This is a genomic window from Achromobacter pestifer (assembly GCF_902859625.1).
GTDB lineage: Bacteria > Pseudomonadota > Gammaproteobacteria > Burkholderiales > Burkholderiaceae_B > Achromobacter > Achromobacter pestifer.
In genome coordinates this window covers 64,913-86,845 of record NZ_CADIJX010000005.1, presented here as the reverse complement: position 1 = coordinate 86,845, position 21,933 = coordinate 64,913, and the positions used below count along the sequence as shown (strand labels likewise).

19 protein-coding genes are annotated in these 21,933 nt (G+C 62.3%); 17 read left to right on the top strand and 2 right to left on the bottom strand.

Features of this window, described 5'->3' with window-relative positions; all coding sequences use genetic code 11:
* Positions 1-7 precede the first annotated feature (7 nt).
* The gene (gene mltB, locus HV753_RS19615) at positions 8-1,162 is read right to left on the bottom strand and encodes a lytic murein transglycosylase B (RefSeq protein WP_175176277.1); all 1,155 of its coding nucleotides are present in this window, start codon (positions 1,160-1,162) and stop codon (positions 8-10) included.
* A 10-nt stretch (positions 1,163-1,172) separates the two neighbouring features.
* Here mltB and HV753_RS19610 point away from each other — a divergent pair, with 10 nt between their 5' ends.
* The 6 genes from HV753_RS19610 (at position 1,173) to aspT (HV753_RS19585) (ending at position 9,398) form a co-directional block, all read left to right on the top strand.
* On the top strand, positions 1,173-2,096 hold the full coding sequence (locus HV753_RS19610; RefSeq protein ID WP_175176276.1) for a histone deacetylase family protein: 924 nt from the start codon (positions 1,173-1,175) through the stop codon (positions 2,094-2,096).
* Positions 2,097-2,166: 70 nt separating this feature from the next.
* Positions 2,167-2,916 carry an electron transfer flavoprotein subunit beta/FixA family protein gene (locus tag HV753_RS19605; protein WP_175176275.1) on the top strand — a complete coding sequence of 250 codons (750 nt, stop codon included), beginning with the start codon at positions 2,167-2,169 and terminating at the stop codon, positions 2,914-2,916.
* 1 nt (position 2,917) lies between these two features.
* On the top strand, positions 2,918-3,847 hold the full coding sequence (locus tag HV753_RS19600; protein WP_175176274.1) for an electron transfer flavoprotein subunit alpha/FixB family protein: 930 nt from the start codon (positions 2,918-2,920) through the stop codon (positions 3,845-3,847).
* Between the two features lie 195 nt (positions 3,848-4,042).
* Positions 4,043-5,734: an aspartate-alanine antiporter gene (aspT, locus tag HV753_RS19595; RefSeq protein ID WP_175176675.1), complete on the top strand. Its 1,692-nt coding sequence runs from the start codon at positions 4,043-4,045 to the stop codon at positions 5,732-5,734.
* 113 nt (positions 5,735-5,847) lie between these two features.
* The gene (locus tag HV753_RS19590) at positions 5,848-7,674 is read left to right on the top strand and encodes a bifunctional aspartate transaminase/aspartate 4-decarboxylase (RefSeq protein ID WP_175176273.1); all 1,827 of its coding nucleotides are present in this window, start codon (positions 5,848-5,850) and stop codon (positions 7,672-7,674) included.
* Between the two features lie 23 nt (positions 7,675-7,697).
* Complete coding sequence (aspT, locus tag HV753_RS19585) at positions 7,698-9,398, top strand: aspartate-alanine antiporter (protein ID WP_175176272.1); 1,701 nt, start codon at positions 7,698-7,700, stop codon at positions 9,396-9,398.
* Positions 9,399-9,408: 10 nt separating this feature from the next.
* Here the strand turns inward: aspT (HV753_RS19585) and HV753_RS19580 are convergent, their stop codons facing one another.
* Positions 9,409-10,332, bottom strand: coding sequence for a LysR substrate-binding domain-containing protein (locus HV753_RS19580; RefSeq protein WP_175176271.1), 924 nt, complete (start codon positions 10,330-10,332; stop codon positions 9,409-9,411).
* Between the two features lie 98 nt (positions 10,333-10,430).
* Between HV753_RS19580 and HV753_RS19575 the strand changes: the two genes are divergently transcribed.
* The 11 genes from HV753_RS19575 to cysD all read left to right on the top strand — a co-directional run bounded on the left by HV753_RS19575 (position 10,431) and on the right by cysD (position 21,915).
* A complete protein-coding gene (locus HV753_RS19575) occupies positions 10,431-11,636 on the top strand; it encodes a CaiB/BaiF CoA transferase family protein (RefSeq protein WP_175176270.1) in 1,206 nt (401 codons plus the stop codon).
* Positions 11,633-12,400 (top strand): enoyl-CoA hydratase/isomerase family protein, encoded by a 768-nt coding sequence (locus tag HV753_RS19570; RefSeq protein ID WP_175176269.1) that lies wholly within the window; start codon positions 11,633-11,635, stop codon positions 12,398-12,400. Before HV753_RS19575 ends, HV753_RS19570 begins: the two co-directional genes overlap by 4 nt.
* Before the next feature lie 69 nt (positions 12,401-12,469).
* A complete protein-coding gene (locus HV753_RS19565; protein ID WP_175176268.1) occupies positions 12,470-13,447 on the top strand; it encodes a tripartite tricarboxylate transporter substrate-binding protein in 978 nt (325 codons plus the stop codon).
* Between the two features lie 10 nt (positions 13,448-13,457).
* The gene (locus tag HV753_RS19560) at positions 13,458-15,284 is read left to right on the top strand and encodes an acyl-CoA dehydrogenase family protein (RefSeq protein ID WP_175176267.1); all 1,827 of its coding nucleotides are present in this window, start codon (positions 13,458-13,460) and stop codon (positions 15,282-15,284) included.
* 152 nt (positions 15,285-15,436) lie between these two features.
* Entirely contained in the window at positions 15,437-16,078 is a 642-nt protein-coding gene (locus HV753_RS19555; protein WP_175176266.1) for a peroxiredoxin, read from the top strand.
* Positions 16,079-16,291: 213 nt separating this feature from the next.
* Positions 16,292-17,320, top strand: coding sequence for a sulfate ABC transporter substrate-binding protein (locus HV753_RS19550; protein ID WP_175176265.1), 1,029 nt, complete (start codon positions 16,292-16,294; stop codon positions 17,318-17,320).
* A gap of 24 nt (positions 17,321-17,344) precedes the next feature.
* Positions 17,345-18,235, top strand: a complete 891-nt coding sequence (gene cysT, locus HV753_RS19545) for a sulfate ABC transporter permease subunit CysT (RefSeq protein ID WP_175176264.1) — start codon at positions 17,345-17,347, stop codon at positions 18,233-18,235.
* Complete coding sequence (gene cysW / locus HV753_RS19540) at positions 18,232-19,134, top strand: sulfate ABC transporter permease subunit CysW (protein WP_175176263.1); 903 nt, start codon at positions 18,232-18,234, stop codon at positions 19,132-19,134. The genes cysT and cysW overlap by 4 nt, the downstream gene beginning before the upstream one ends.
* A 27-nt stretch (positions 19,135-19,161) precedes the next feature.
* Positions 19,162-20,226, top strand: coding sequence for a sulfate/molybdate ABC transporter ATP-binding protein (locus HV753_RS19535; RefSeq protein ID WP_175176262.1), 1,065 nt, complete (start codon positions 19,162-19,164; stop codon positions 20,224-20,226).
* Positions 20,223-20,966, top strand: coding sequence for a phosphoadenylyl-sulfate reductase (locus HV753_RS19530; RefSeq protein WP_175176261.1), 744 nt, complete (start codon positions 20,223-20,225; stop codon positions 20,964-20,966). Before HV753_RS19535 ends, HV753_RS19530 begins: the two co-directional genes overlap by 4 nt.
* A 40-nt stretch (positions 20,967-21,006) precedes the next feature.
* The gene (gene cysD / locus HV753_RS19525) at positions 21,007-21,915 is read left to right on the top strand and encodes a sulfate adenylyltransferase subunit CysD (RefSeq protein ID WP_175176260.1); all 909 of its coding nucleotides are present in this window, start codon (positions 21,007-21,009) and stop codon (positions 21,913-21,915) included.
* The last annotated feature ends 18 nt before the right edge of the window (positions 21,916-21,933 follow it).

Here is a 21,933-nt window from a genome sequence, read left to right as displayed (position 1 = left end):
TGTTGGGTCAGCGGCTTACGCGGGCTTCGATCTCACTGGCCAGGTCCGCCACCGACGTGGCGTAGAAGTAGCTGCGGTTGTACTTGGTCAGGGCGAAGAAGTTCGGCGTGCCGACGCGGTACTGGGCGGTGCCTCGGGCTTCTTCGACCAGATCAACCACGCCTAGCGGCTGGCTACCCCAGCCGGTGGTGGACGCACCCGGTTGCAAGCGCGCGCCGGCAGCGCTTAGCGTTGCCCAGCTTTGCTTGGGTTCCAGGCCGCCGTCGACCAGCGCGGTGGGATCCGAGGGCAAGGCTACCGGGGCGAACACCGGCAGGCCGCGCTGCCAACCGTGCTGCGCCAGGAAGCTGCCCACGGACATGATGGCGTCCTGAGTGTTGTTCGTCAGGTCGATATGGCCGTTGTCGTCGCCGTCCACCGCGTAATGCATGACGCTGGTCGGCATGAACTGCGGCATGCCGATGGCCCCTGCATACGAGCCGCGCGTTTCAAGTTCCAGCTTGTCTTTCATGACCAAGGTCAGGAAATCGGCCAACTGGCCGCGGAACATGGTGGCGCGCTCGGGTTTATTGGGGTCAGGATAGTCGAAGGCCAACGTCGCCAGCGCATCCAGCACCCTGAAATTGCCCATGTTGCGGCCATACAGCGTTTCAACACCGATGATCGACGCGATGATGGGGGCCGGCACGCCGAAGCGCTGCGCGGCCTGATTCAGCAGGTCGCGGTTCTCGTTGTAGAAGTCCACGCCCCAGCCGATGCGCTTGGGTTCGACAAAGCGCGACCGATACGTCAGCCAACTGCGCCAGATTTTCTTGCCCGGCGCAGAGGGGGCGATCAGACGCGAGACCGTGGCGTTGTAGCGTGAACTCTCCAGCGCCTTGACCATCGGGTTCAGGGGCAGTTGGCGTTCAGCGGCCAGTTCTTCGACGAAGCTGCGCACTTCCGGACGCAGCGCGCCTGTGGCGGTCAGCGTGGCGGGCGCGTCGTCCGGTAGTTCGGAGCCCGGTGTCGGCGTACTGGGTCCGATGCGGATGGGGGCATTGCCTGATGCCGCCGCGGGTTGGGCGGCAAGCGGATTTGGAGCAGTGGGGGCGGTGGTGGAGCAGCCCGCCAGCAGGGCGGAAAGCGTTCCGAGTTGCAGTAATCGCCGACAGATGAACATAATCTTCCTTATGGAGACCATGTATCTTACTCACCCGGCATGCCGCTTGCATGAAATGGGCAGTTGGCATCCCGAAAGTCCGCAGAGGCTGGACGCCATTTCAGACCAGTTGCTGGCAAGCGGATTGATGCCTTATCTGGACGACCGGCAGGCGCCTCAGGCATCGCGCCAGGACCTGCTGCGCGTGCACACCGTCCAGTACCTGGACAGTTTGCGTGAACATACGCCAGACCAAGGGTATTACCCAATAGATCCCGATACGCTGATGAATCCCCACACCTACGAGGCGGCGCTATATGCGGCCGGCGCGGGCGTGGCGGCGGTGGATGCGGTGATGGGCGGCGAGGCCAGGACGGCCTTTTGTGCGGTGCGTCCGCCCGGCCATCACGCCTGCCGGTCGCAGGCGATGGGATTCTGCTTTTTGAACAACGTGGCCATTGCCGCGCGTCATGCGCTGGACTTCCACGGCCTGTCGCGGGTAGCCATCGTGGATTTCGATGTGCATCACGGCAATGGCACCGAAGACGTCTTCGCAGGCGATGACCGGGTGCTGATGTGCAGTTTTTTCCAGCACCCGTTCTTTCCCAACAGCGGCACGCAGCACCCGGCCGCCAACATGCTGAACGTGCCCGTGGCCGCCTATACGGGCGGGGCTGCGGTCAAGACCATCGTCACGGAGACCTGGATGCCCAGGCTTGAGGCGCATCGTCCGGAACTGATCCTGGTGTCGGCCGGTTTCGACGCGCATCGAGAGGACGATATGGGCCAGATGGGCCTGGTGGAGGCCGACTACGCCTGGATTACCGAGCAACTCGTGGACGTGGCGGAACGCCACTGCCAGGGCCGGATCGTCAGCACGCTGGAAGGCGGTTACAACTTGTCTGCCTTGGGGCGGAGTGTGGTTGCACATATACGAGCGCTGGCGAAGCTGTAGAATCAGGAAAAAATTGTGCAATGCGATCCCGGCGCATGCCGGGTAATTATTTCCATTTGGAGGCAGCGGGATGAAGGTGTTGGTACCTGTCAAGCGCGTCGTTGACTACAACGTCAAGGTGCGCGTCAAGTCGGATCAGACTGGCGTGGATATCGCCAATGTGAAGATGTCCATGAACCCCTTTGACGAAATCGCCGTCGAAGAAGCGACCCGGTTGAAGGAAAAGGGTGCCGTCGCTGAAGTCGTGGCGGTTTCTTGCGGCGTTGCGCAATGCCAGGAGACATTGCGTACCGCCATGGCCATTGGCGCCGACCGCGGCGTGCTGGTTCAGACCGATGCCGAACTACAGCCGCTGGCCGTTGCCAAGCTGTTGCGCGCGCTGGTCGACAAGGAACAGCCGCAACTGGTGATCCTGGGCAAGCAAGCCATCGACGACGATGCCAATCAGACCGGCCAGATGCTGGCTGCGCTGCTGGACTGGCCGCAAGCCACGTTCGCCAGCAAGGTCGAACTGGCCGACGGCAAGGTCACGGTCACGCGCGAAGTGGACGGCGGCCTGGAAACGCTGACGCTGAAGCTGCCGGCGATCGTCACCACCGACTTGCGCCTGAACGAGCCGCGTTATGTCACGCTGCCGAACATCATGAAGGCCAAGAAGAAGCAGTTGGACACCGTCACGCCCGAAGAGTTGGGTGTTGATGCCGCACCGCGCCTGAAGACGCTGAAGGTCAGCGAGCCGCCCGCTCGCAAGGCCGGCATCAAGGTGGCCGACGTTGCAGCGCTGGTGGACAAACTCAAGAACGAAGCGAAGGTGGTCTGACATGACGACGCTGGTTATTGCCGAACACGATAACGCCCAGCTCAAGGGCGCAACCCTGAACGCCGTCGCCGCCGCCGCCAAGATCGGAGGCGACGTGCACGTGCTGGTCGCCGGCGCCAATGCGCGCGCCGTGGCTGACCAAGCCGCTGCCGCCGCTGGCGTTGCCAAGGTCTTGCTGGCCGACGCTGCGCAATTGGCCGATGGCCTGGCGGAAAACGTTGCCGCGCAGGTACTGGCCGTGGCCTCCAACTACAGCCACATCCTGTTCCCGGCCACCGCCTCGGGCAAGAACGTGGCGCCGCGCGTCGCGGCCAAGCTCGATGTGGCGCAGATCTCGGACATTATCGGCGTGGAATCCGCCGATACGTTCCAGCGCCCGATCTACGCGGGTAACGCCATTGCCACCGTGCAATCGGCCGACGCCGTGAAGGTCATCACCGTGCGCACGACGGGCTTTGATGCCGTTGCCGCGCAAGGCGGGTCGGCCGCGGTGGAAGAGATTGCAGCCGTGGCTGATTCGGGCTTGTCCACGTTTGTGAGTCGCGAAGTCGCCAAGAGCGACCGTCCTGAACTGGCCGGTGCGCGCGTGGTGGTGTCGGGCGGCCGGGGCTTGGGCAGCGCTGAAAACTTCAAGATCCTGGATCCGCTGGCTGACAAGCTGGGTGCTGCACTGGGTGCCTCGCGCGCCGCGGTGGACGCCGGTTACGCGCCGAACGACTGGCAGGTTGGCCAAACGGGCAAGATTGTTGCGCCGCAACTGTACGTGGCGGTTGGGATCTCGGGTGCCATCCAGCATTTGGCTGGCATGAAAGATTCCAAGGTCATCGTCGCCATCAATAAAGATCCGGAAGCGCCGATTTTCGGCGTCGCCGATTATGGCTTGGTGGGTGATCTGTTCCAGGTGGTGCCTGAACTGACTGGCGCGCTGTAAACCAACAGCTCACGCAATATGAAAAGCCTGCGGACGTATTGTCCGCAGGCTTTTTTTTATGCCGGTTAATCTGCATCAGAATGTCATCCCTGTAGTATTTCTTTTGATTTTCTGAAAGATTCTGATAATGTGTTCCGCGCGCAGCAGGATTGTTCGCGCACGTGCTCGACCTGTACAGAACGAAGGAGATTCGGGATGGAATGGTTCTTTGACACATTGCGTAAGTACCCTGAGTTGGCGGTCTTTTTAACCTTGGGTCTGGGGTATTGGATCGGGGCCAAAAAGATCTTTGGGTTTAATCTAGGCGCTGTCACGGGTACTTTGTTGGTGGGCGTGCTGGTCGGGCAACTCGACATTACCATCGCCCCAATTCTGAAGCAGGTGTTCTTCCTGCTTTTCCTCTTCGGTCTAGGCTACGGCGTCGGACCACAATTCTTCCGAGGTATGAAAAGCGATGGCCTTCCCCAGGTCATCTTCGCGGTCATCATCTGCGTTATTTGCTTGCTGGTCACTTGGGGAACCGCTGTCGGCTTTGGGTTTGATGCCGGCACCGGCGCGGGCCTGCTGTCTGGCGCGCAGACCATTTCGGCAGTGATGGGCGTGGCCACCGACACGATCAACGGGCTGGGGGTTGATGCGGCGACCAAGAAGAAGTGGATCGACAGTATTCCAGTGGCCTATGCGGTCTGCTACATCTTTGGCACCGTAGGCAGTGCCTGGTTGCTGGCATCGCTGGGTCCGAAGCTGATGGGCGTGGACATCGTGAAAGAGTGCAAGGACTACGAAGCCAAGATGTCCGGCGGCGCAGATTCCATGGAACTCTCCGGCTACCGCAAATTCACGGCTCGTGCTTACAAGCTTGAAAACACGGAGCATATCGGCCAGACCGTGGCTGACCTGGAAGCGCGTTTTGTCGATGCCCGGGTTTTTGTCGAACGTATTCGCCGCGGCGATCAAATCGTCGATAACGATTCGACGACCGTGCTGCAAGCCGGTGACGTGTTGGGCGTGACCGGGCGCCACGATGCGCTGGTGATACAAGCCCCGGGCATTATCGGTACTGAGGTCGAAGACCGGGACGTGATCAACCTGCCCGCCGAAATCGTCGAGGTGGTGTTGACCAACAAGAACCTTGCCGGCAAGACGGTCAAGGAAATCTCGGAAATGGAGCAGGTTCGCCAATTGGGGCGGGGTGTCTTCTTGCGCAAAGTGGTGCGCGGCGGCCACGACATGCCGATCAATTGGGGTCTGAAACTGGACCGCGGCGATCGCCTGTTCTTGCTTGGACCCAAGCGCGACGTTGAGCGCGTGGTCAACAAGGTGGGCTACGTGGACCGTGCCACCGAGCAGACCGACATGGTGTTCGTGGGCTTCGGCATCTTGCTGGGTGGCTTGTTCGGCACGCTGGTGCTGACGGTCAGCGGCATTCCGATCACCTTGTCGACGTCGGGCGGCGCGCTGATCTCGGGCCTGATCTTCGGCTATCTGCGCTCGGTGCATCCCACGTTCGGCCGCGTGCCGGAACCCGTGCATTGGTTCCTGACTTCTGTCGGTCTGACCGCCTTCGTGGCGGTGGTCGGCATTACGTCAGGACCAGGGTTTGTGCAGGGCTTCCAGCAATTGGGGGCCAAACTGTTCGTGGCGGGCATCATCGCAACCAGCGTGCCGATGATTCTGGGCGTGTATATCGCCCGCTACATCTTCAAGTTCCATCCTGCCATCGTGCTGGGCGTCTGCGCAGGCGCTCGCACCACGACGGCCGCCATCGGTCAGATCACCGAAACGGCGAAAAGCCAGGTGCCCGCCCTGGGCTACACGGTGCCTTACGCGATCGGCAATACCCTGCTCATCATCTGGGGGATTGTCATCGTGATGCTCATGACTTAGTGGAACGCCCGCAAAGCCTTACGGCTTACGGGCAGCATATTGGGGCGGCGGGCGTGCCCGTCCGCACCGCCCCGGCAAGCGCTTGTCAAAACGCAAACCAGGAGTACTGAATAATGGCTTCCACCACGCCCCTCACCGTCAGCCTGGCCTCGGCCCTGAAAACAACCAGGTCGCGCCAGCGCGATCTTGAGCAGTTGTCTCCCTTTGAGTTGAAGGATTACCTGATCACCCTGGCCAAGGGTACTCAACATACCGCCGCGTTGACCATGTTGAACGCCGGCCGTGGCAATCCGAATTGGATCGCCACCGAACCGCGCGACGCCTTCTTCCTGCTGGGCCAGTTTGCGATGAAGGAAGCGCGCCGGGTGCGCGACGATGCCATCTTGGCGGGCATGCCGGCCAAGAAGGGTTGCGCCGACCGCCTGCGCAAATTCCTGTCCAAAAACAAAGGACAGGATGGCGCCGACTTTCTGGTCGGCGTGCTGGAGTACGGCGTCAAGATCAAGGCCTTTGACCCCGATGAGTGGATCCATGAACTGACCGACAGCATCATCGGCGACAACTACCCCGTGCCGCCGCGCGCGCTGGTACACATTGAACAGATCGTGCACGACTATCTGATCAAGGAGATGTGCGACGGCCGGCCGCCCAAGGGCAAGTTCGATCTGTTTCCGGTGGAAGGCGGCACGGCCGCCATGTGCTACATCTTCGATTCGCTGATGCAGAACGGCTTGCTCAAGCAGGGCGATACGATCGCGCTGTTCCTGCCGACCTTCACGCCTTATATCGAGATCGCGCACCTGGAGCGCTTCCAGTTCAAGATCGTCGCCATCAACGCCAACAGCTTGCACGAGGACGGCACGCACGACTGGCACTATCCGGCATCCGAAATCGCGAAGCTGGAGAATCCGAAGATCAAGCTGGCGGTCACGGTGAACCCGAGCAACCCGCCGTCGGTTGCGTTCAATCCGGTTGAGATGAAGCAGATCGTGCGCCTGATCCGCAAGAATCCGGACCTGGTGCTGGTGACGGACGACGTCTACGGAACCTTCGTGCCGAACTTCCGTTCGCTGATGGCAGAAGTGCCGCACAACACCATCTGCGTGTACTCCTTCTCGAAGAACTTTGGTTGCACGGGCTGGCGCCTGGGCGTGATCGCCACGCACGAGAAGAACACGATGGATCGTCGCATCGCTGAACTGCCCGCATCGTGGAAGCAGCGCTTGAACAAGCGCTACGGCGCCATGACGATGGAACCCGAGAAGCTCAAGTTCATCGACCGCATGGTGGCGGATAGCCGCAATGTGGCGCTGAATCACACGGCGGGCCTGTCCCTGCCGCAACAAGTGCAGATGGGTTTCTTTGCGTTGTCGCACCTGTTGGATCTGAAGGATGCGTACAAGCATCTGACGATGGAGATCGTGCGGGCCCGCCGCGATGCCCTCTGCCGTGGTTTGGGCATTGCACTGCCGCCCGAAGATCCGATGCGTGGCTGGTACTACGTGGAACTGGACTTCATGGTCTGGGCCAAGCTCACGTATGGCGACGCCTTCTGCAAATACATGACGGCCAACTACGAACCGGTGGACTTCTTGTTCCGCCTGGCGGAAAAGTCGGGAGTCGTGTTGATGGACGGTGGTGGCTTTGGTGGCCCGCCGTGGTCCATCCGCGTGTCGCTGGCCAACTTGGACGACGGCGATTACGCCAAGATCGGCAAGCACATGGTCGAAGCCGCGACCGAGTACGTTGAGGCGTGGAAGGCCGGCGAGCTGCTGCGGTCGGGTCCGACGGCTGGCCGAGGCCAGACGGTGAAGGCAAGCGTCGCGAAGAAGGGGGCCAAGGTGGCCGCGAAGAAGGGGGCCAAGACAGCGGTCAAGAAGGCGGTGAAGCAAGCGGATACCGCCGCCAAGTCCGCCAAGAAGGCCACGACTCGCAAGTAGGCCACTACAGGGTGACATGACCTATGACATGCTCCGTCGGGTTTTTCAATAGCGTCCCCATCGCGGTTTTATTCGTTACGGTGGGCTTGGGATACCTGATCGGCAAGCTGAAGGTCGGGCCGATCCAGCTGGGCGGAGTGTGTGGAACACTCATCGTCGCCTTGCTGATCGGCCAGACGGGTTGCCAGATGCGTGGCGACCTGAAGGAGGTCGCGTTCGCCCTGTTTATCTTCGCCATGGGCTACTCCGGTGGCCCGCAGTTTTTCGCCAACCTGAATCGGTCCAGCCTGCGCTACATCGTGCTGCCGATCATCGAGGCGCTGCTGGTGTTGACCATCGTGCTGGCGGCAGTGCCGCTATTCGGCCTGGACGCCGGCACGGCGGCAGGCCTGGCGGCGGGGGCCGCCACCGAATCGGCCGTGGTGGGCACGGCGGCCGAGGCGCTCAAGCATCTGGGTCTGGCGGATGCCGAGGTGCAGCGCATGGAGGCTAATATCGCCACGGCATACACGCTGACGTATCTGGTCGGGCTGATCAGCATCGTCTTCTTCACCAGCCAGGTCGCGCCGGCCTTGTTGCGCATCAATTTGCGCGAGGCTTCCAAGGCCTTGGAGGAGAAGCTGGGAGTGGCCTCGGGGGATGACGAGGACGTCAATCTGCCGACCTTGCCGCGTTTGGTGGGGCGTGCCCACGTGGTGAAAGACGTCGATGGCATGACCGTGGCCGACGTGGAAGCGCAACTGGGCGGGCGCACGGTCATCAGCCGTATCCTGCGCAACGGCGAGGCCGTCGACGCGACGCCGGAAGACACCCTGGCCACGGGCGATATCGTCGTCGTGCTGGGCGTGCGCCGGTTCGCATTGCGAGCGGGGTCGGTGATCGGACCTGAAATCCAATTGCCTGAAGCGCATGCGGATGATCTTCAAATGAGCGAGCTGGCCGTTATCGTCAACAAGAAGACGATCAACGGACGCACGATGAGCGAATTGGCTGCGCGGCCGGGCGCTCGCCGTGCACGCGGCGTCTTTGTGCAATCCCTCATGCGCTCTGGCCATGTGTTGCCGCTGACGCCGGCCACCGTGGTGCAGTACGGTGACCTGGTGACGTTGGTGGGCACTGAGCCGGAATTGTCGGAGGCCGGCGCGGCCTTGGGCAACGAGTTGCGGCGCAGCGGCGTGACCGATCTGGTGTTCCTGGCGTTCGGCATTCTGGCGGGCCTGATGATCGGCGCCCTGAGCGCGCGCTTGTGGGGCATTCCGGTGTCGCTGGGTAGCGGTGGTGGCGCGTTGGTCAGCGGTCTGGTCTGCGGCTGGATCAATGCCAAGCGGCCTGCCATTGGCCATATGCCGGAGCATGCCGTTCAATTGCTGAAGGATCTGGGCCTGGCGATATTCGTGGCATGCGTGGGCCTGTCTGCCGGGCCCGAAGCGATATCGCTGATTCGCGAGCACGGAGCCGTGTTGCCATTGATCGGCTTGCTGGTGTCGCTGGGGCCCGCCTGCCTGTCGCTCTGGGTGGGTCACAAGATCCTGAAGATCGAGGGGCCATTGCTGGTGGGGGCCATTGCCGGGCAGCACGTCAGCACGCCAGCGATCAGCGCCATCCTGGGATCCAGCGGCAGTTCGGTGCCCCTGTTGGGCTACACCGTGACTTATGCCATCGCCAATGTGCTGCTGCCGGTGCTGGGGCCGATCATCGTGTCATTGGCCTATCACCTGAGCTAGCGCTTCGGCGTCACTCCAGCAGGACGCATCCCTGCCACGCCTGATCATTGATCAGGCGTTTTATTTCGTCCTTGCACAGCGCGATGACCTGCTCGACCGCCGGCGTGGGAGGCAAGCTTGCGCTCGTGCACAACACCAGCTCGCGCGACAACGAATCGTCCACGGTATGCGCAATGATGGATCCTTCCGCGATCTCGGGCTGCGCCGCGGAACAGGGCAGGATGGTGGCGGCCATGGCGCTGCGCACGGCAGGGATCAGGATGGCCGAGGTGCTGGCTTCGGCAAACAGGTTGTAGGTCAGGCCCGCCATCAGGAATGCGTGATCCAGCCGTGCACGCAGTGTGTTGGGCAGGCTTGGCAATACCAGCGGCAGCGCCGCGAAGTCGGTGATGCTCAAGGTGCCGGACGGCAGCGCGATGCTCGAGTGCGCGAGCAGAAACAGGCTTTCCCGCAAGAGGGGGGTGCGCAGCAGGCCTTGCATGGGCTGCTGGTCAGGCGACAAGGAAAAATCGATGCGCCCTTGCAGCACCAATTTGGTCAGATCGGCGCTAGGGACGTCAACGATCTCCAGCACCACCGACGGCAGTTCCTGTTTGGCGCGGCGCATCAGCGGCAACGCCAGGATGCGCGCGGTGCTGGAGGCCAAGCCGATCGATACCGTGCCGGTGACTGGATCGTCGGTCTTGGAAAGCAGGCTGCGGGTGCTGTCGACTTGGCGCAGGATGGTTTGTGCATGCCGGTACAGCAGCAGACCTTCGGCCGTGGGTTGCACGCCCTTGGCGCCACGCACCAGCAGCGCCACGCCCAGATCTCCTTCAAGCAGCGACATCTGCTGGCTCAGGGCAGGTTGCGCCACATGCAGGCTTTCTGCGGCGCGCGTCATGTTCTGCATATCCACGACGCGAACAAAGTACTTGAGCTGGCGCAGGTTCATGGCATAAGAAAATATTATGGGTGAATCGGAAAATAGTATTTTCGGTGCCTCTGATGTGCTGCCTAGAATGGTTTTCGTATCAGAGGAGGGCAATGATCATGAGTCTGCCACTGGCAGGGCTGAAAGTGCTGGATTTGACGCGGGCGCTTTCCGGGCCTTTCTGCACAATGATTTTGGGCGATCTGGGCGCAGAGGTCATCAAGGTGGAACCGATGCCGGCAGGCGAAATGGCGCGGCAGTGGGGGCCGTTTGATGATGATATAAGTGTTTATTATCTTAGTGCCAATCGCAGCAAGCAAGGTATTGGCGTGGACTTCCGCAAGCCCGAAGGCCTGGCGCTGATCCGCAAGATGGCATTGGCGTCCGATATCGTCGTCGAGAACTTCAAAGTCGGCACGATGGACTCCATGGGCCTGGGCTATGCGTCGCTGGCCGACGAGCACCCCGGTTTGATCCTGGCGTCCATTTCCGGCTTTGGCAGCAAAGGGCCTGCGCGCGAATGGGCCGGCTTCGATCAGGTGGCGCAGGGGTATTCGGGCTTCATGAGCCTGACAGGCACGACGGAATCGGGGCCGATGCGCGTGGGCACCGCGATAGGAGACCTGACCGCTGGCATGTGGTTGGCCATCGGCGTGTTGTCCGCTGTGGTGCAGCGCGCGTCGACCGGGCGCGGGCAGCACGTGGAAACGTCCCTGCTGGCCGGTCTGATGGCGCTGCTCAGCGTGCAGGGCCAACGCTATCTCAGCAAAGGGGAAGTGCCCGAACCTTGCGGCAACGTGCATCCCGTCATCGCGCCCTATGGCACGTTCGACACTGCCGACGGCCCACTGAATCTTGCCCCTGCAACCCAGGCCATGTGGGTCAAGCTTTGTGGCCTGTTGGGCCTTTCCCATCTGGTATCGGATGCGCGCTTTCTGACGAACGCTGAACGCATGAAGCATCGCTATGCACTGAAACTGGAGCTGGAGGCAGGCCTGAAGCAAAAGACCCGGATGGAGTGGACCGCGTTGATGATCGATGGCGGCATTCCGGCCGGGCCGATCAATACCCTGGAAGACGTGTTTGCCGATCCGCAGGTGCAGGCATGCGGGCTGGTGCGGTCGATGATGCACCCGGTGCTCGGTCAACTGCGGCAGGTGGGGTTGCCGCTGGGCTTGACCGGCACGGACGCCGAGAACCATCGTGCACCACCGGTGTTTGGCCAGCACACCCGCGACGTGTTCGCGGGCTACGGATGGTCATCGGCCGAGATCGACCGGCTGCTGGCAGCAGGTGTGGCGCACCAGTCGGAGCTGACCGGATGAGCGCCGTCGATGACATCCCCCGCCTGGTCATGGAAGGGCACATCGCGACGATGCGCCTGTGCAAACCCAGCTACGCAAACCGGTTGGCTCCTCGGGACCTTGAGGCCATCAGGCGCCATCTTGACGTGGTGAATGCCAATGACGACATCCGGGTGTTGCGGATCCAGGCCGAGGGTAAATATTTCTGTAGTGGCTATGACATCTCATCCCTGGCTTCGGATGACGCCCCAAGCTCCCTCTATTTTGGTGAAACGATGGATCTGATCGAAGCGGCCAGGCCCGTGACGATCGCGGCGATCCAGGGCGGGGCCTATGGCGGCGGCACGGACCTGTGCCTGGCCTGCGATTTCCGCATTGGCACCCCGCAGGCCGATATGTTCATGCCGGCCACGCGGCTGGGCCTGCATTTCTATGCGGGGGGAATGTCCCGCTACGTGACCCGCTTGGGGCTGGATCAGGCGAAGCGCCTGTTCCTGAGCGCGGAAAAAATCCAGGCCGACGAGATGCTGCGCATTGGCTTTCTGACGGAGTTGGTGCCGGACGATCGTTTGCTGGACAGGGTGGATGCGCTGAGTGCGCAGATCGCCGTGATGGCGCCGATTCCCCTATTCGGGGTGAAGGCGCATCTCAACCGCATTGCGAGGGGGCTGGTCGATACGGCCGGCATCGAGCAATCGGTGTTGCGGTCGGAACGTTCCCAGGATCTGGCCGAAGGCGCGAAGGCGTGGAAGGAGCGGCGAGCGCCGAATTTCACCGGCTGCTGACGCGGCCGGCAAAGCAGCAAGAGGAGAGCCGCGCCACAAGCGGTTCCCATTCCATCAAAGGAGACAACGATGCAAACCATTTCCGCTACCTGCGGCGCCTTGCTGGTGCTGGCAGCCACGCTGTTCGCCATGCCGGATGCCGCCCAGGCCGCCGCCCCATATCCCGCCAAACCTCTTACCCTGGTGATCGGATTTCCGCCTGGCGGTGGGGCGGACCAAGTGGGCCGTGTGTACGCCAACGCGCTGGCCAAGCGGCTCAAACAGCCGGTCGTCGTCGAGAATCGGCCTGGCGCCGGCTCGACCATCGGTGCCAGCCACGCCGCACGCGCCGAGGCCGACGGCTACACGCTTTACCTGGGGAATTCCAGCGTCATGGGCAGCGACAGCGCGCTCTATAAAGTGGACTACAAACCGGATGACTTCGTACCGGTGGCGCAGCTGACCACCGGGCCCATGGTGTTGATCGCGAATGCCGGCTTGGGTCTGAAAAGCGTGCAGGACCTGATCGACCGCGCGAAGAAAAAGCCGGGGGCGATCAATGTCGCGTCGTCCGGCAATGGCGTGATCACTCACTTGGCGGCTGTGGAGTTCATGACGCTGGCGGGGGTGAAGTTCATGCACATCCCGTTCAAGGGCGGCGCCGCGGCGGCGCAATCGGTCGCGGCGGGCGATACCGATATCTCGTTTGCCACGGCTCCGTCAGCCAAGGCAGTCATCGATACCGGCAAAGTGGTGGCGCTGGGGGTGACGTCACGCGAATCGTCGCGCCTGTTGCCGTATCCGCCCATTGCCCAGACCGTGCCAGGTTACGACTTGTCCAACTGGTGGGGGGTCTTCGCGCCCAGGGGAACGCCGCAAGCGGTGCTGGACACGTTGTTCGCCGCCAGCAACGATGTGCTGACGCTGGCTGATGTGAAGCAGGGCATGGCGGCGGGCTACGAGGAAGTCACGCCGTCGGCCTCGGTGGATGCATTCGGCGTTTTCGCCCGCAAGGAAGGGAGCAAGGGATTAAGATTGGCCAAAGAAAGCCTAGAGACTGCCAATTGATGGAGACACAATGCCCTATGTAACCCCGCTACAGGACTTCCGCTTTGCGCTGAAGGAACTGGCCGGCCTGGACGATATCCTGAAACTGCCCGGATTCGGTGACGTCACCGCTGACCTGGTGGATGCGATCCTGGAAGAAAACGGACGTTTCGTGGAGCAGGCGGTGGCCCCGTTGAATGTGCCGGGCGACACGCAGCCGCCTGTCTGGAAAGACGGGCAGGTGACCACCACGCCGGGATACGCCCAGGGGTTCAAGGACTATGCGGCGGGTGGCTGGCAGGGCTTGCAGCATCCGCAGGCCTGGGGCGGGCAGGGCCTGCCCAAGTTGGTCGCGGCGGCGCCCGGAGAGAACATCCAGGCGGCCAGCCTGGCGTTCTCCTTGTGCCCCATGCTGACCGATGGCGTGATCGAGGCGGTGCTGACGGTGGGGTCGGAGGCGCAGCGCAAGCAATACGTGCCCAATCTGATCGGCGGCAAGTGGACGGGCACCATGAACCTGACCGAACCGCAGGCCGGTTCTGACCTTGCCCAGGTCGCCACGCGGGCCGTGCGCCAGGACGACGGCAGTTACCGCCTGTCCGGGCAGAAGATATTCATCACTTATGGTGAACACGATCTGGCCGAGAACATCATCCATCTGGTGCTGGCCCGCACGCCCGATGCGCCGGCGGGCGTGAAGGGCATTTCGCTGTTTATCGTGCCCAAGTTCCTGGTTGAAGCCGACGGCAGTCTGGGCAAGCGCAATGACGTCTGGTGCGCTTCGCTGGAGCACAAGCTGGGTATTCACGGCAGTCCCACCGCAGTGCTGCTGTACGGCACGGGCAAGGGCGACGTGGGTGAGGGCGCCGTGGGCTATCTGGTGGGTGAATTGAACCGTGGCCTGGAATACATGTTCATCATGATGAACGCGGCCCGCTATTCGGTGGGGCAGCAGGGTATCGGTGTTTCCGAACGCGCCTACCAGCACGCACTGGCTTATGCGCGTGAACGTGTCCAGGGACGAGCGGTGGAAGGGTCGGCGGGGCCGGTCGCCATCGTGCGGCATCCCGATGTGCAGCGCATGCTGCTGACCATGAAAGCGCTGACGGAAGCGGCGCGCGCGGTGTCCTATGTCACCGCGGCCTCGCACGACAAGGGCACGCACCATCCAGACCCCGAACAGCGTTCGCGCAACCGGGCGTTCTACGAATACATGGTGCCCATCGTGAAGGGGTTCTCGACCGAGACCGCGGTGGAGGTCGCTTCCCTGGGCATCCAGGTACACGGCGGCATGGGTTTCATCGAGGAAACCGGGGCGGCGCAGTTTTATCGGGATGCCCGGATCCTGCCGATCTATGAAGGCACCACGGCGATCCAGGCAAATGACCTGGTCAGCCGCAAGACGCAACGCGATGGCGGCGCCACCGCCTATGCGGCCATCGCCGCGATGCGCGAGACGCTGCGCGCCGTCGAAGCCGAGTCCACGCGCGCCGCCGCGCTGGATCGTGATGCCTTGCGCTTGTTGCGAGACAACCTGGATGGCGCCATCCAGGCGTACGAGGCAGGCGTGGGGTTCATCCTGGAGCAGTCGGCCGCCAATATCCGGGCGGTCTACTCCAGCAGCGTGCCCTATCTGATGCTGGCCGGCGTGGTGCATGGCGGCTGGCAGATGGCGCGAGCGGTGCTGATATGCCGCAAGCATATCGCCGCCGGGTCCACGGATCCGTTCCACAAATCGAAAATCGCGACGGGATTGTTCTATGCCGCGCATATCCTGCCGCGCGCTTTGGGCCTGTCCGCCGCGGTGCGTGCAGGCGTCATTGCAGACGCCTGCGGGGCAGCTTCAGATATTGCATAAGGTTATATGGCTTGCGTATTTCCCCAGCCAAAGGTTTGATGGAAGAATCGTTTCACACGCGGTAATCTCCGCAATGAAACGCCTGCTTGTGCTGCCCGCTGCTGCGGGCAGTCACTGACCCCTTCCACCTGAATCCGCATACAGGAGACACCATGAGTCATCTACGTCTGGGCGATGTCGCTCCCGATTTTGAACAGGAATCCTCGGCTGGCCCTATCCGCTTTCACGAGTATCTGGGCAACAGCTGGGGGGTGCTCTTCTCGCATCCGGCCGACTTCACGCCCGTTTGCACGACCGAACTTGGCTACACCGCCAAGCTGGCGGACGAATTCGCCAAGCGCAATGTGAAGGTGCTGGCGCTGTCGGTGGATGGCACCGATTCCCACTCGAAGTGGATCGAGGACATCAACGACACCCAGTCGACCAAGGTCAACTTCCCGATCCTGGCCGACAAGGACCGCAAGGTTTCCGAGCTATACGACATGATCCACCCGAACGCCAATGCCACGTTGACCGTGCGCTCGGTGTTCATCGTCGACCCGAACAAGAAGGTGCGCCTGATCATCACGTACCCGGCCAGCACCGGCCGCAATTTCAACGAGATCCTGCGCGTCATCGATTCGCTGCAACTGACCGACAGCCACAGCGTGGCCACGCCGGTCAACTGGGAAGACGGCGACGATGTCATCATCGTTCCGTCCTTGCAGGACGAGGCCGTGATCAAGCAAAAATTCCCCAAGGGCTACAAGGCCGTGCGCCCTTACCTGCGTATTACGCCGCAACCGAATAAGTAAATTCGGAATTCAGGGGGTTGCCCCGACTTCCCGCGCTGGGGTTCCTGGCGTCAGAACCGCCGCCTTTTCCATAGGAGAACGCGGCGGCTTTTCATTGTTGGGATTCGGATCCTATATGTCTGGGAGCGATGAGCAATCAAAAAATGATTCGTTCCGTTCAGAATGCCCAGCCAGCACACTTGCTTCCACATTGCCAAATACAGGGAGCAAGGGATGTCTTTCGGGAAAGCCGGTTGGTTGGCCGCTGTGGCGGCGGTGACAGTTTCGCTGGCGGCGATCGCGCCGGCACAAGCTCAGCAAAAGCAGACGTTGTTGAACGTCTCCTATGACCCGACGCGCGAACTGTATCGGGCCATCGATGACGCCTTCATCAAGCAATACAAGGAAAAGGCGAATGTGGATCTGACGATCCGCCAATCGCATGGCGGCTCTGGCCGTCAAGCGCGTTCGGTGATCGACGGATTGGAAGCCGATGTGGTGACGCTGGCGCTGGCCTATGACATCGACGCCATCGCCGACCGCGGCCTGGTGCCCGAGAACTGGCAGACCCGTCTGCCCCAAAACAGCTCGCCCTATACCTCCACCATCGTGTTCCTGGTGCGCAAGGGCAACCCGAAGGCCATCAAGGACTGGGACGACCTGATCAAGGACGGCGTCCAGGTCATCACCCCGAATCCCAAAACGTCAGGCGGCGCGCGCTGGAACTATCTGGCTGCCTGGGCCTACGCGCTGGAGAAGAACGGCGGTAGCGAAGACAAGGCCCGTGCCTTCGTCGGTGACTTGCTCAAGCATGTGCCGGTGCTGGATACCGGCGCTCGTGGCGCGACGACGACGTTCGTGGAGCGCGGCGTGGGGGATGTGCTGCTGGCCTGGGAAAACGAAGCCTTCCTGGCGCTGGAAGAACTGGGCCCGGACAAATTCGACATCGTGGTGCCGTCGCTGTCCATCCTGGCCGAACCCCCGGTGGCCATCGTGGACAAGATCGTGGACAAGAAGGGTACCCGCGCCGCAGCGCAGGCCTATCTTGAATTCCTGTACACGCCGGCCGCGCAGGAAATCATTGCGAAGAACTACTACCGTCCCATCGACAAGACGGTCGCCGCCAAGTACGAAAGCAAGTTCCCCAAGGTCAAGCTGGTCACCATCGACGACAAGATCTTCGGCGGCTGGCGCAAGGCGCAGAAGGACCACTTCAGCGACGGCGGCACCTTCGACCAGATCTATCTGCCGCAGAAGAAATAAACGGACAACGATCGGACGATGGCCATGACCTCTGCCTCGAACCCGGCGGCAAACGGCGCGCAAGCGCCTTTTGCCGTTCGGCGCAACAGCCCGGGCGTGCTGCCCGGATTCGGCATTTCCATGGGTTACGCGGTGCTGTACCTGAGCGTGCTCGTGCTGATTCCACTGGCCGCCCTGCCCATCAAGAGCGCCGAATTGGGGTGGCAGGGATTCTGGGACGCCGTGACGGCCCCCCGGGTACTGGCGTCCTATCAACTGACCTTCGGCGCATCGCTGCTTGCGGCGCTGGTGAACCTGGTGTTCGGCACGGTGGTGGCCTGGGTGCTGGTGCGCTACCGCTTTCCGGGCAAGAAGATCCTGGACGCGCTGGTCGACCTGCCGTTCGCGTTGCCCACGGCCGTGGCCGGTATCGCGCTGACCGCGTTGTATTCCGAAAAGGGCTGGTTGGGGGCGCCCCTGTCCGAATGGTTCAGCCTGAAAGTGGCGTTTACGCCGCTGGGCATCGTGATCGCCTTGATCTTTATTGGCGTGCCGTTCGTGGTGCGCACCGTGCAACCCGTCCTGGAAGACGTCGAGCGCGAGATCGAGGAAGCCTCGGCCAGCCTGGGCGCCAGCCGCTGGCAGACGATCCGTCGCGTGCTGTTGCCGACCCTGTTGCCTGCCCTGGTGACCGGCTTTGCGCTGGCCTTCGCGCGTGCGGTGGGCGAGTACGGATCGGTAGTGTTCATCGCGGGCAACATGCCCATGGTGTCCGAGATCACGCCGCTGCTGATCATTTCCAAATTGGAGCAGTTCGACTACGCCGGTGCGGCCGCCATCGCAACGGTGATGCTGGTGCTCTCGTTCGTGCTGCTGCTCATCATCAATCTGCTGCAAGGCTGGCAGGCACGCCGCAACCTGGGGAGGCTGGCATGAGCGCAGCAGATCGTCCGGCACATTTGACCGAACCGCGCTGGGTGCGCGGCATCTTGCTTTTCATCGCGCTGGGATTCCTGACATTGTTTCTGCTGGTGCCATTGGCGGCTGTTTTTGCCGAGGCATTCAAGAAGGGCTGGGAGCTATACCTGGCCGCGATCGTCGAACCGGATGCGCTATCGGCAATCCGCCTGACCTTGGTGGTGGCCGCGATCGCGCTGCCAGTGAACCTGGTGTTTGGTGTGGCCGCCGCCTGGGCCATCACCAAATTCCAGTTCAGGGGCAAGCAGTTCCTGATCACCTTGATCGATCTGCCGTTCTCGGTGTCGCCCGTGGTCGCCGGGCTGGTGTTCATCCTGCTGTTTGGCACGCAGGGGTGGCTGGGCGGCTGGTTGCAAGACCATGATTTCAAGATCGTCTACGCCGTGCCCGGCATCATCCTGGCCACGCTTTTCGTGACCTTCCCATTCGTGGCGCGCGAGCTGATTCCGTTGATGCAGGCGCAGGGCAGCGAAGAAGAGCAGGCCGCGCTGACGCTGGGGGCCAACGGTTGGCAGATCTTCTGGCGCGTGACCTTGCCCAACATCAAATGGGGCCTGCTGTACGGCGCCATCCTGTGCAACGCGCGGGCCATGGGCGAGTTCGGGGCCGTGTCGGTGGTGTCCGGACAGATCCGGGGGCTGACCAACACGATGACCTTGCATGTCGAGATTCTCTACAACGAATACCAGTATTCCGCGGCGTTCGCCGTGGCCTCATTGTTGGCCTTGCTGGCGCTGGTAACGCTGGTAGCCAAGAACCTGGTCGAGTGGCGCAATGCGCGCTTGCTGCGGGCCGCTGACCTGCCCGCCGAGTACCCCGGTACGGCGACGGCAACCCTCAAACCGGCCGTCGCCTGACGTGTTGCGGTTAAGACGGAGACAAGCATGAGTATCGAAGTTCGCAACTTATCCAAGCAGTTCGGCAAGTTTCATGCGCTGAATGATGTGTCGCTGCACATTGAAACGGGCGAACTGGTGGCGCTGCTGGGGCCATCGGGCTGTGGCAAGACGACATTGCTGCGCATCATCGCCGGCCTGGAGTCCCCCGATTCCGGCAACGTGCTGTTCGCTGGTGAAGACGCCACCGCGGTGGATGTGCGCCAGCGCCAGGTCGGATTCGTGTTCCAGCATTACGCGCTGTTCAAACACATGACGGTATTCGAGAACGTCGCGTTCGGCCTGCGCGTCAAGCATCGTTCGCAGCGTCCTTCCGAAGACCAGATCCAGCGCAAGGTCCATGATCTGCTGACCCTGGTGCAGCTGGACTGGCTGGCGGATCGTTATCCCGCGCAGTTGTCGGGCGGCCAGCGCCAACGCATCGCGCTGGCGCGTGCATTGGCCGTGGAGCCGCGCGTATTGCTGCTGGACGAACCTTTCGGCGCATTGGACGCCAAGGTACGCAAGGAACTGCGGCGTTGGCTGCGCCGGCTGCATGATGAGCTGAACGTGGCCAGCGTTTTCGTGACGCACGACCAGGAAGAGGCGTTGGAAGTGTCCGATCGCGTGGTGCTGATGAATGCCGGGCGCATCGAACAGGTCGGTACACCGCGCGAGGTCTGGGAAGGGCCGGCCACGCCGTTCGTCTACGGTTTCCTGGGCGATGTGAACCAGCTACAGGGCGTGGCCACGCGCGGAGTCTGGGAAGGCGCCGGCCTGTCGCTGCCCGCACCCGAATTGGCGCAGGCGGACGCCCAGCGCGCCACCGCCTATGTTCGGCCGCACGAGTTTGATATCGAGCGTTATCGGGCGGGAGCCGAAGGCATCCCGGTGCGCCTGTCCCACGCCTATCTGGCTGGACCCAGCGCCTATCTGGAACTGGCCCGCCAGGATTCGGACGCCATCATCGAAGCCGAAGTGCCCGAATACCTGTACCGGGAACTGGATCTGCGCGATGGCGAGGCCTTGCTGGCGCGTCCCCGCCGCGCTCGTATTTTTACGGTGTCCTCATGATTGCAGCAGATACCTTTCCAGTCCTGGACTCTCGGCTTGAACAGCGCTGGCGTGCATTGACCGACAGCCTGGCCGACGTCCAGCGCCGCTACCCGGATGCCGCGCTGGCCTCGTCGCTGGCCGCCGAGGACATGGTGTTGACGCACGCCATCTACGACTCGCGCCTGAACCTGGAAGTCTTCACGCTGGATACGGGCCGGCTGCATGCCGAGACGCTGGGCGTGCTGGACGCGGTACGGGGGCGCTACGGACGTGAGGTCACCGTATACCGGCCGGATGCCACCGCCGTCGAGCAGCATGTGGCGGAGCACGGTGCGTATGGCTTCTATGAAAGCGTCGAGCTACGCAAAGCCTGTTGCCAGATCCGCAAGGTCGAACCGCTCAAGCGTGCGCTGGCCGGACGCGGTGCGTGGATCACTGGACAGCGGCGTCAGCAATCCACGACGCGCGGCGAATTGCCGCTGGAAGAACACGACCCCACCTTCGGTCTCTACAAGTTCAACCCACTGGCTGAATGGACTGAAGACGATGTCTGGGCCGTGATCCGTGCATTGGGCATTCCGTACAACCCCTTGCACGACCAGGGGTATCCGTCGATTGGATGCGAACCCTGTACGCGCGCGATCCGTCCCGGAGAGGATCTGCGGGCGGGACGCTGGTGGTGGGAATCGTCCGACTCCAAGGAATGTGGCCTGCATGCGGGCAACCGGGTCATCAGTGTCGTGGCACGCGGCGATTGATGCCGGCCATGAATTCAAAATCTGTTTTAGGGGAATACGTATGTCTGCCGTGATCCAACGCAGCCACCTGGATTGGCTGGAATCGGAAGCAATTTTCATCTTGCGCGAGGTCGCAGCCGAATGCGCGAACCCTGTGCTGCTGTTCTCGGGCGGCAAGGACTCGGTTGTGCTGTTGCGGCTGGCCGAAAAGGCCTTTCGGCCGGGCCGCTTTCCGTTTCCGCTCATGCACATCGATACCGGGCACAACTTTGAAGAAGTGATCGCTTTCCGCGACCAGCGGGCCGCCGAACTGGGCGAGACACTGATCGTGCGCAGCGTTGAGGATTCGATCAAGCGCGGCAGCGTGGTGCTGCGCCGCGAGACCGATTCGCGCAACGCGGCTCAGGCCGTGACATTGCTTGAGGCCATCGAGGAATTCGGCTTTGACGCCTGCATCGGCGGCGCGCGGCGCGACGAGGAAAAGGCGCGCGCCAAGGAACGCATCTTTTCGTTCCGCGACGAATTCGGCCAATGGGACCCCAAGGCCCAACGCCCGGAAGTGTGGAACCTGTTCAATACCCGCGTGCACCGTGGCGAGAACATGCGCGTCTTCCCGATCTCGAATTGGACCGAACTGGATGTCTGGCAGTACATCCAGCGCGAACAGCTGGCGCTGCCGCCCATTTATTTCAGCCATGAACGTGAGGTGGTGCGGCGCAAAGGCCTGCTGGTGCCGGTCACGCGCCTGACGCCGCCGCAGGATGGCGAGCAGGTCGAACGCCTGTCGGTGCGCTTTCGCACGGTGGGCGATATCTCGTGCACCTGCCCGGTGGCGTCCGACGCCGTTGACACCATGGCCATCATCGCCGAGACGGCGGTTACCGATATCACCGAGCGCGGCGCCACGCGCATGGACGACCAGACTTCCGAGGCCTCGATGGAGCGCCGCAAGAAGGAAGGCTATTTCTGAATGCAGGATACGCCGGCT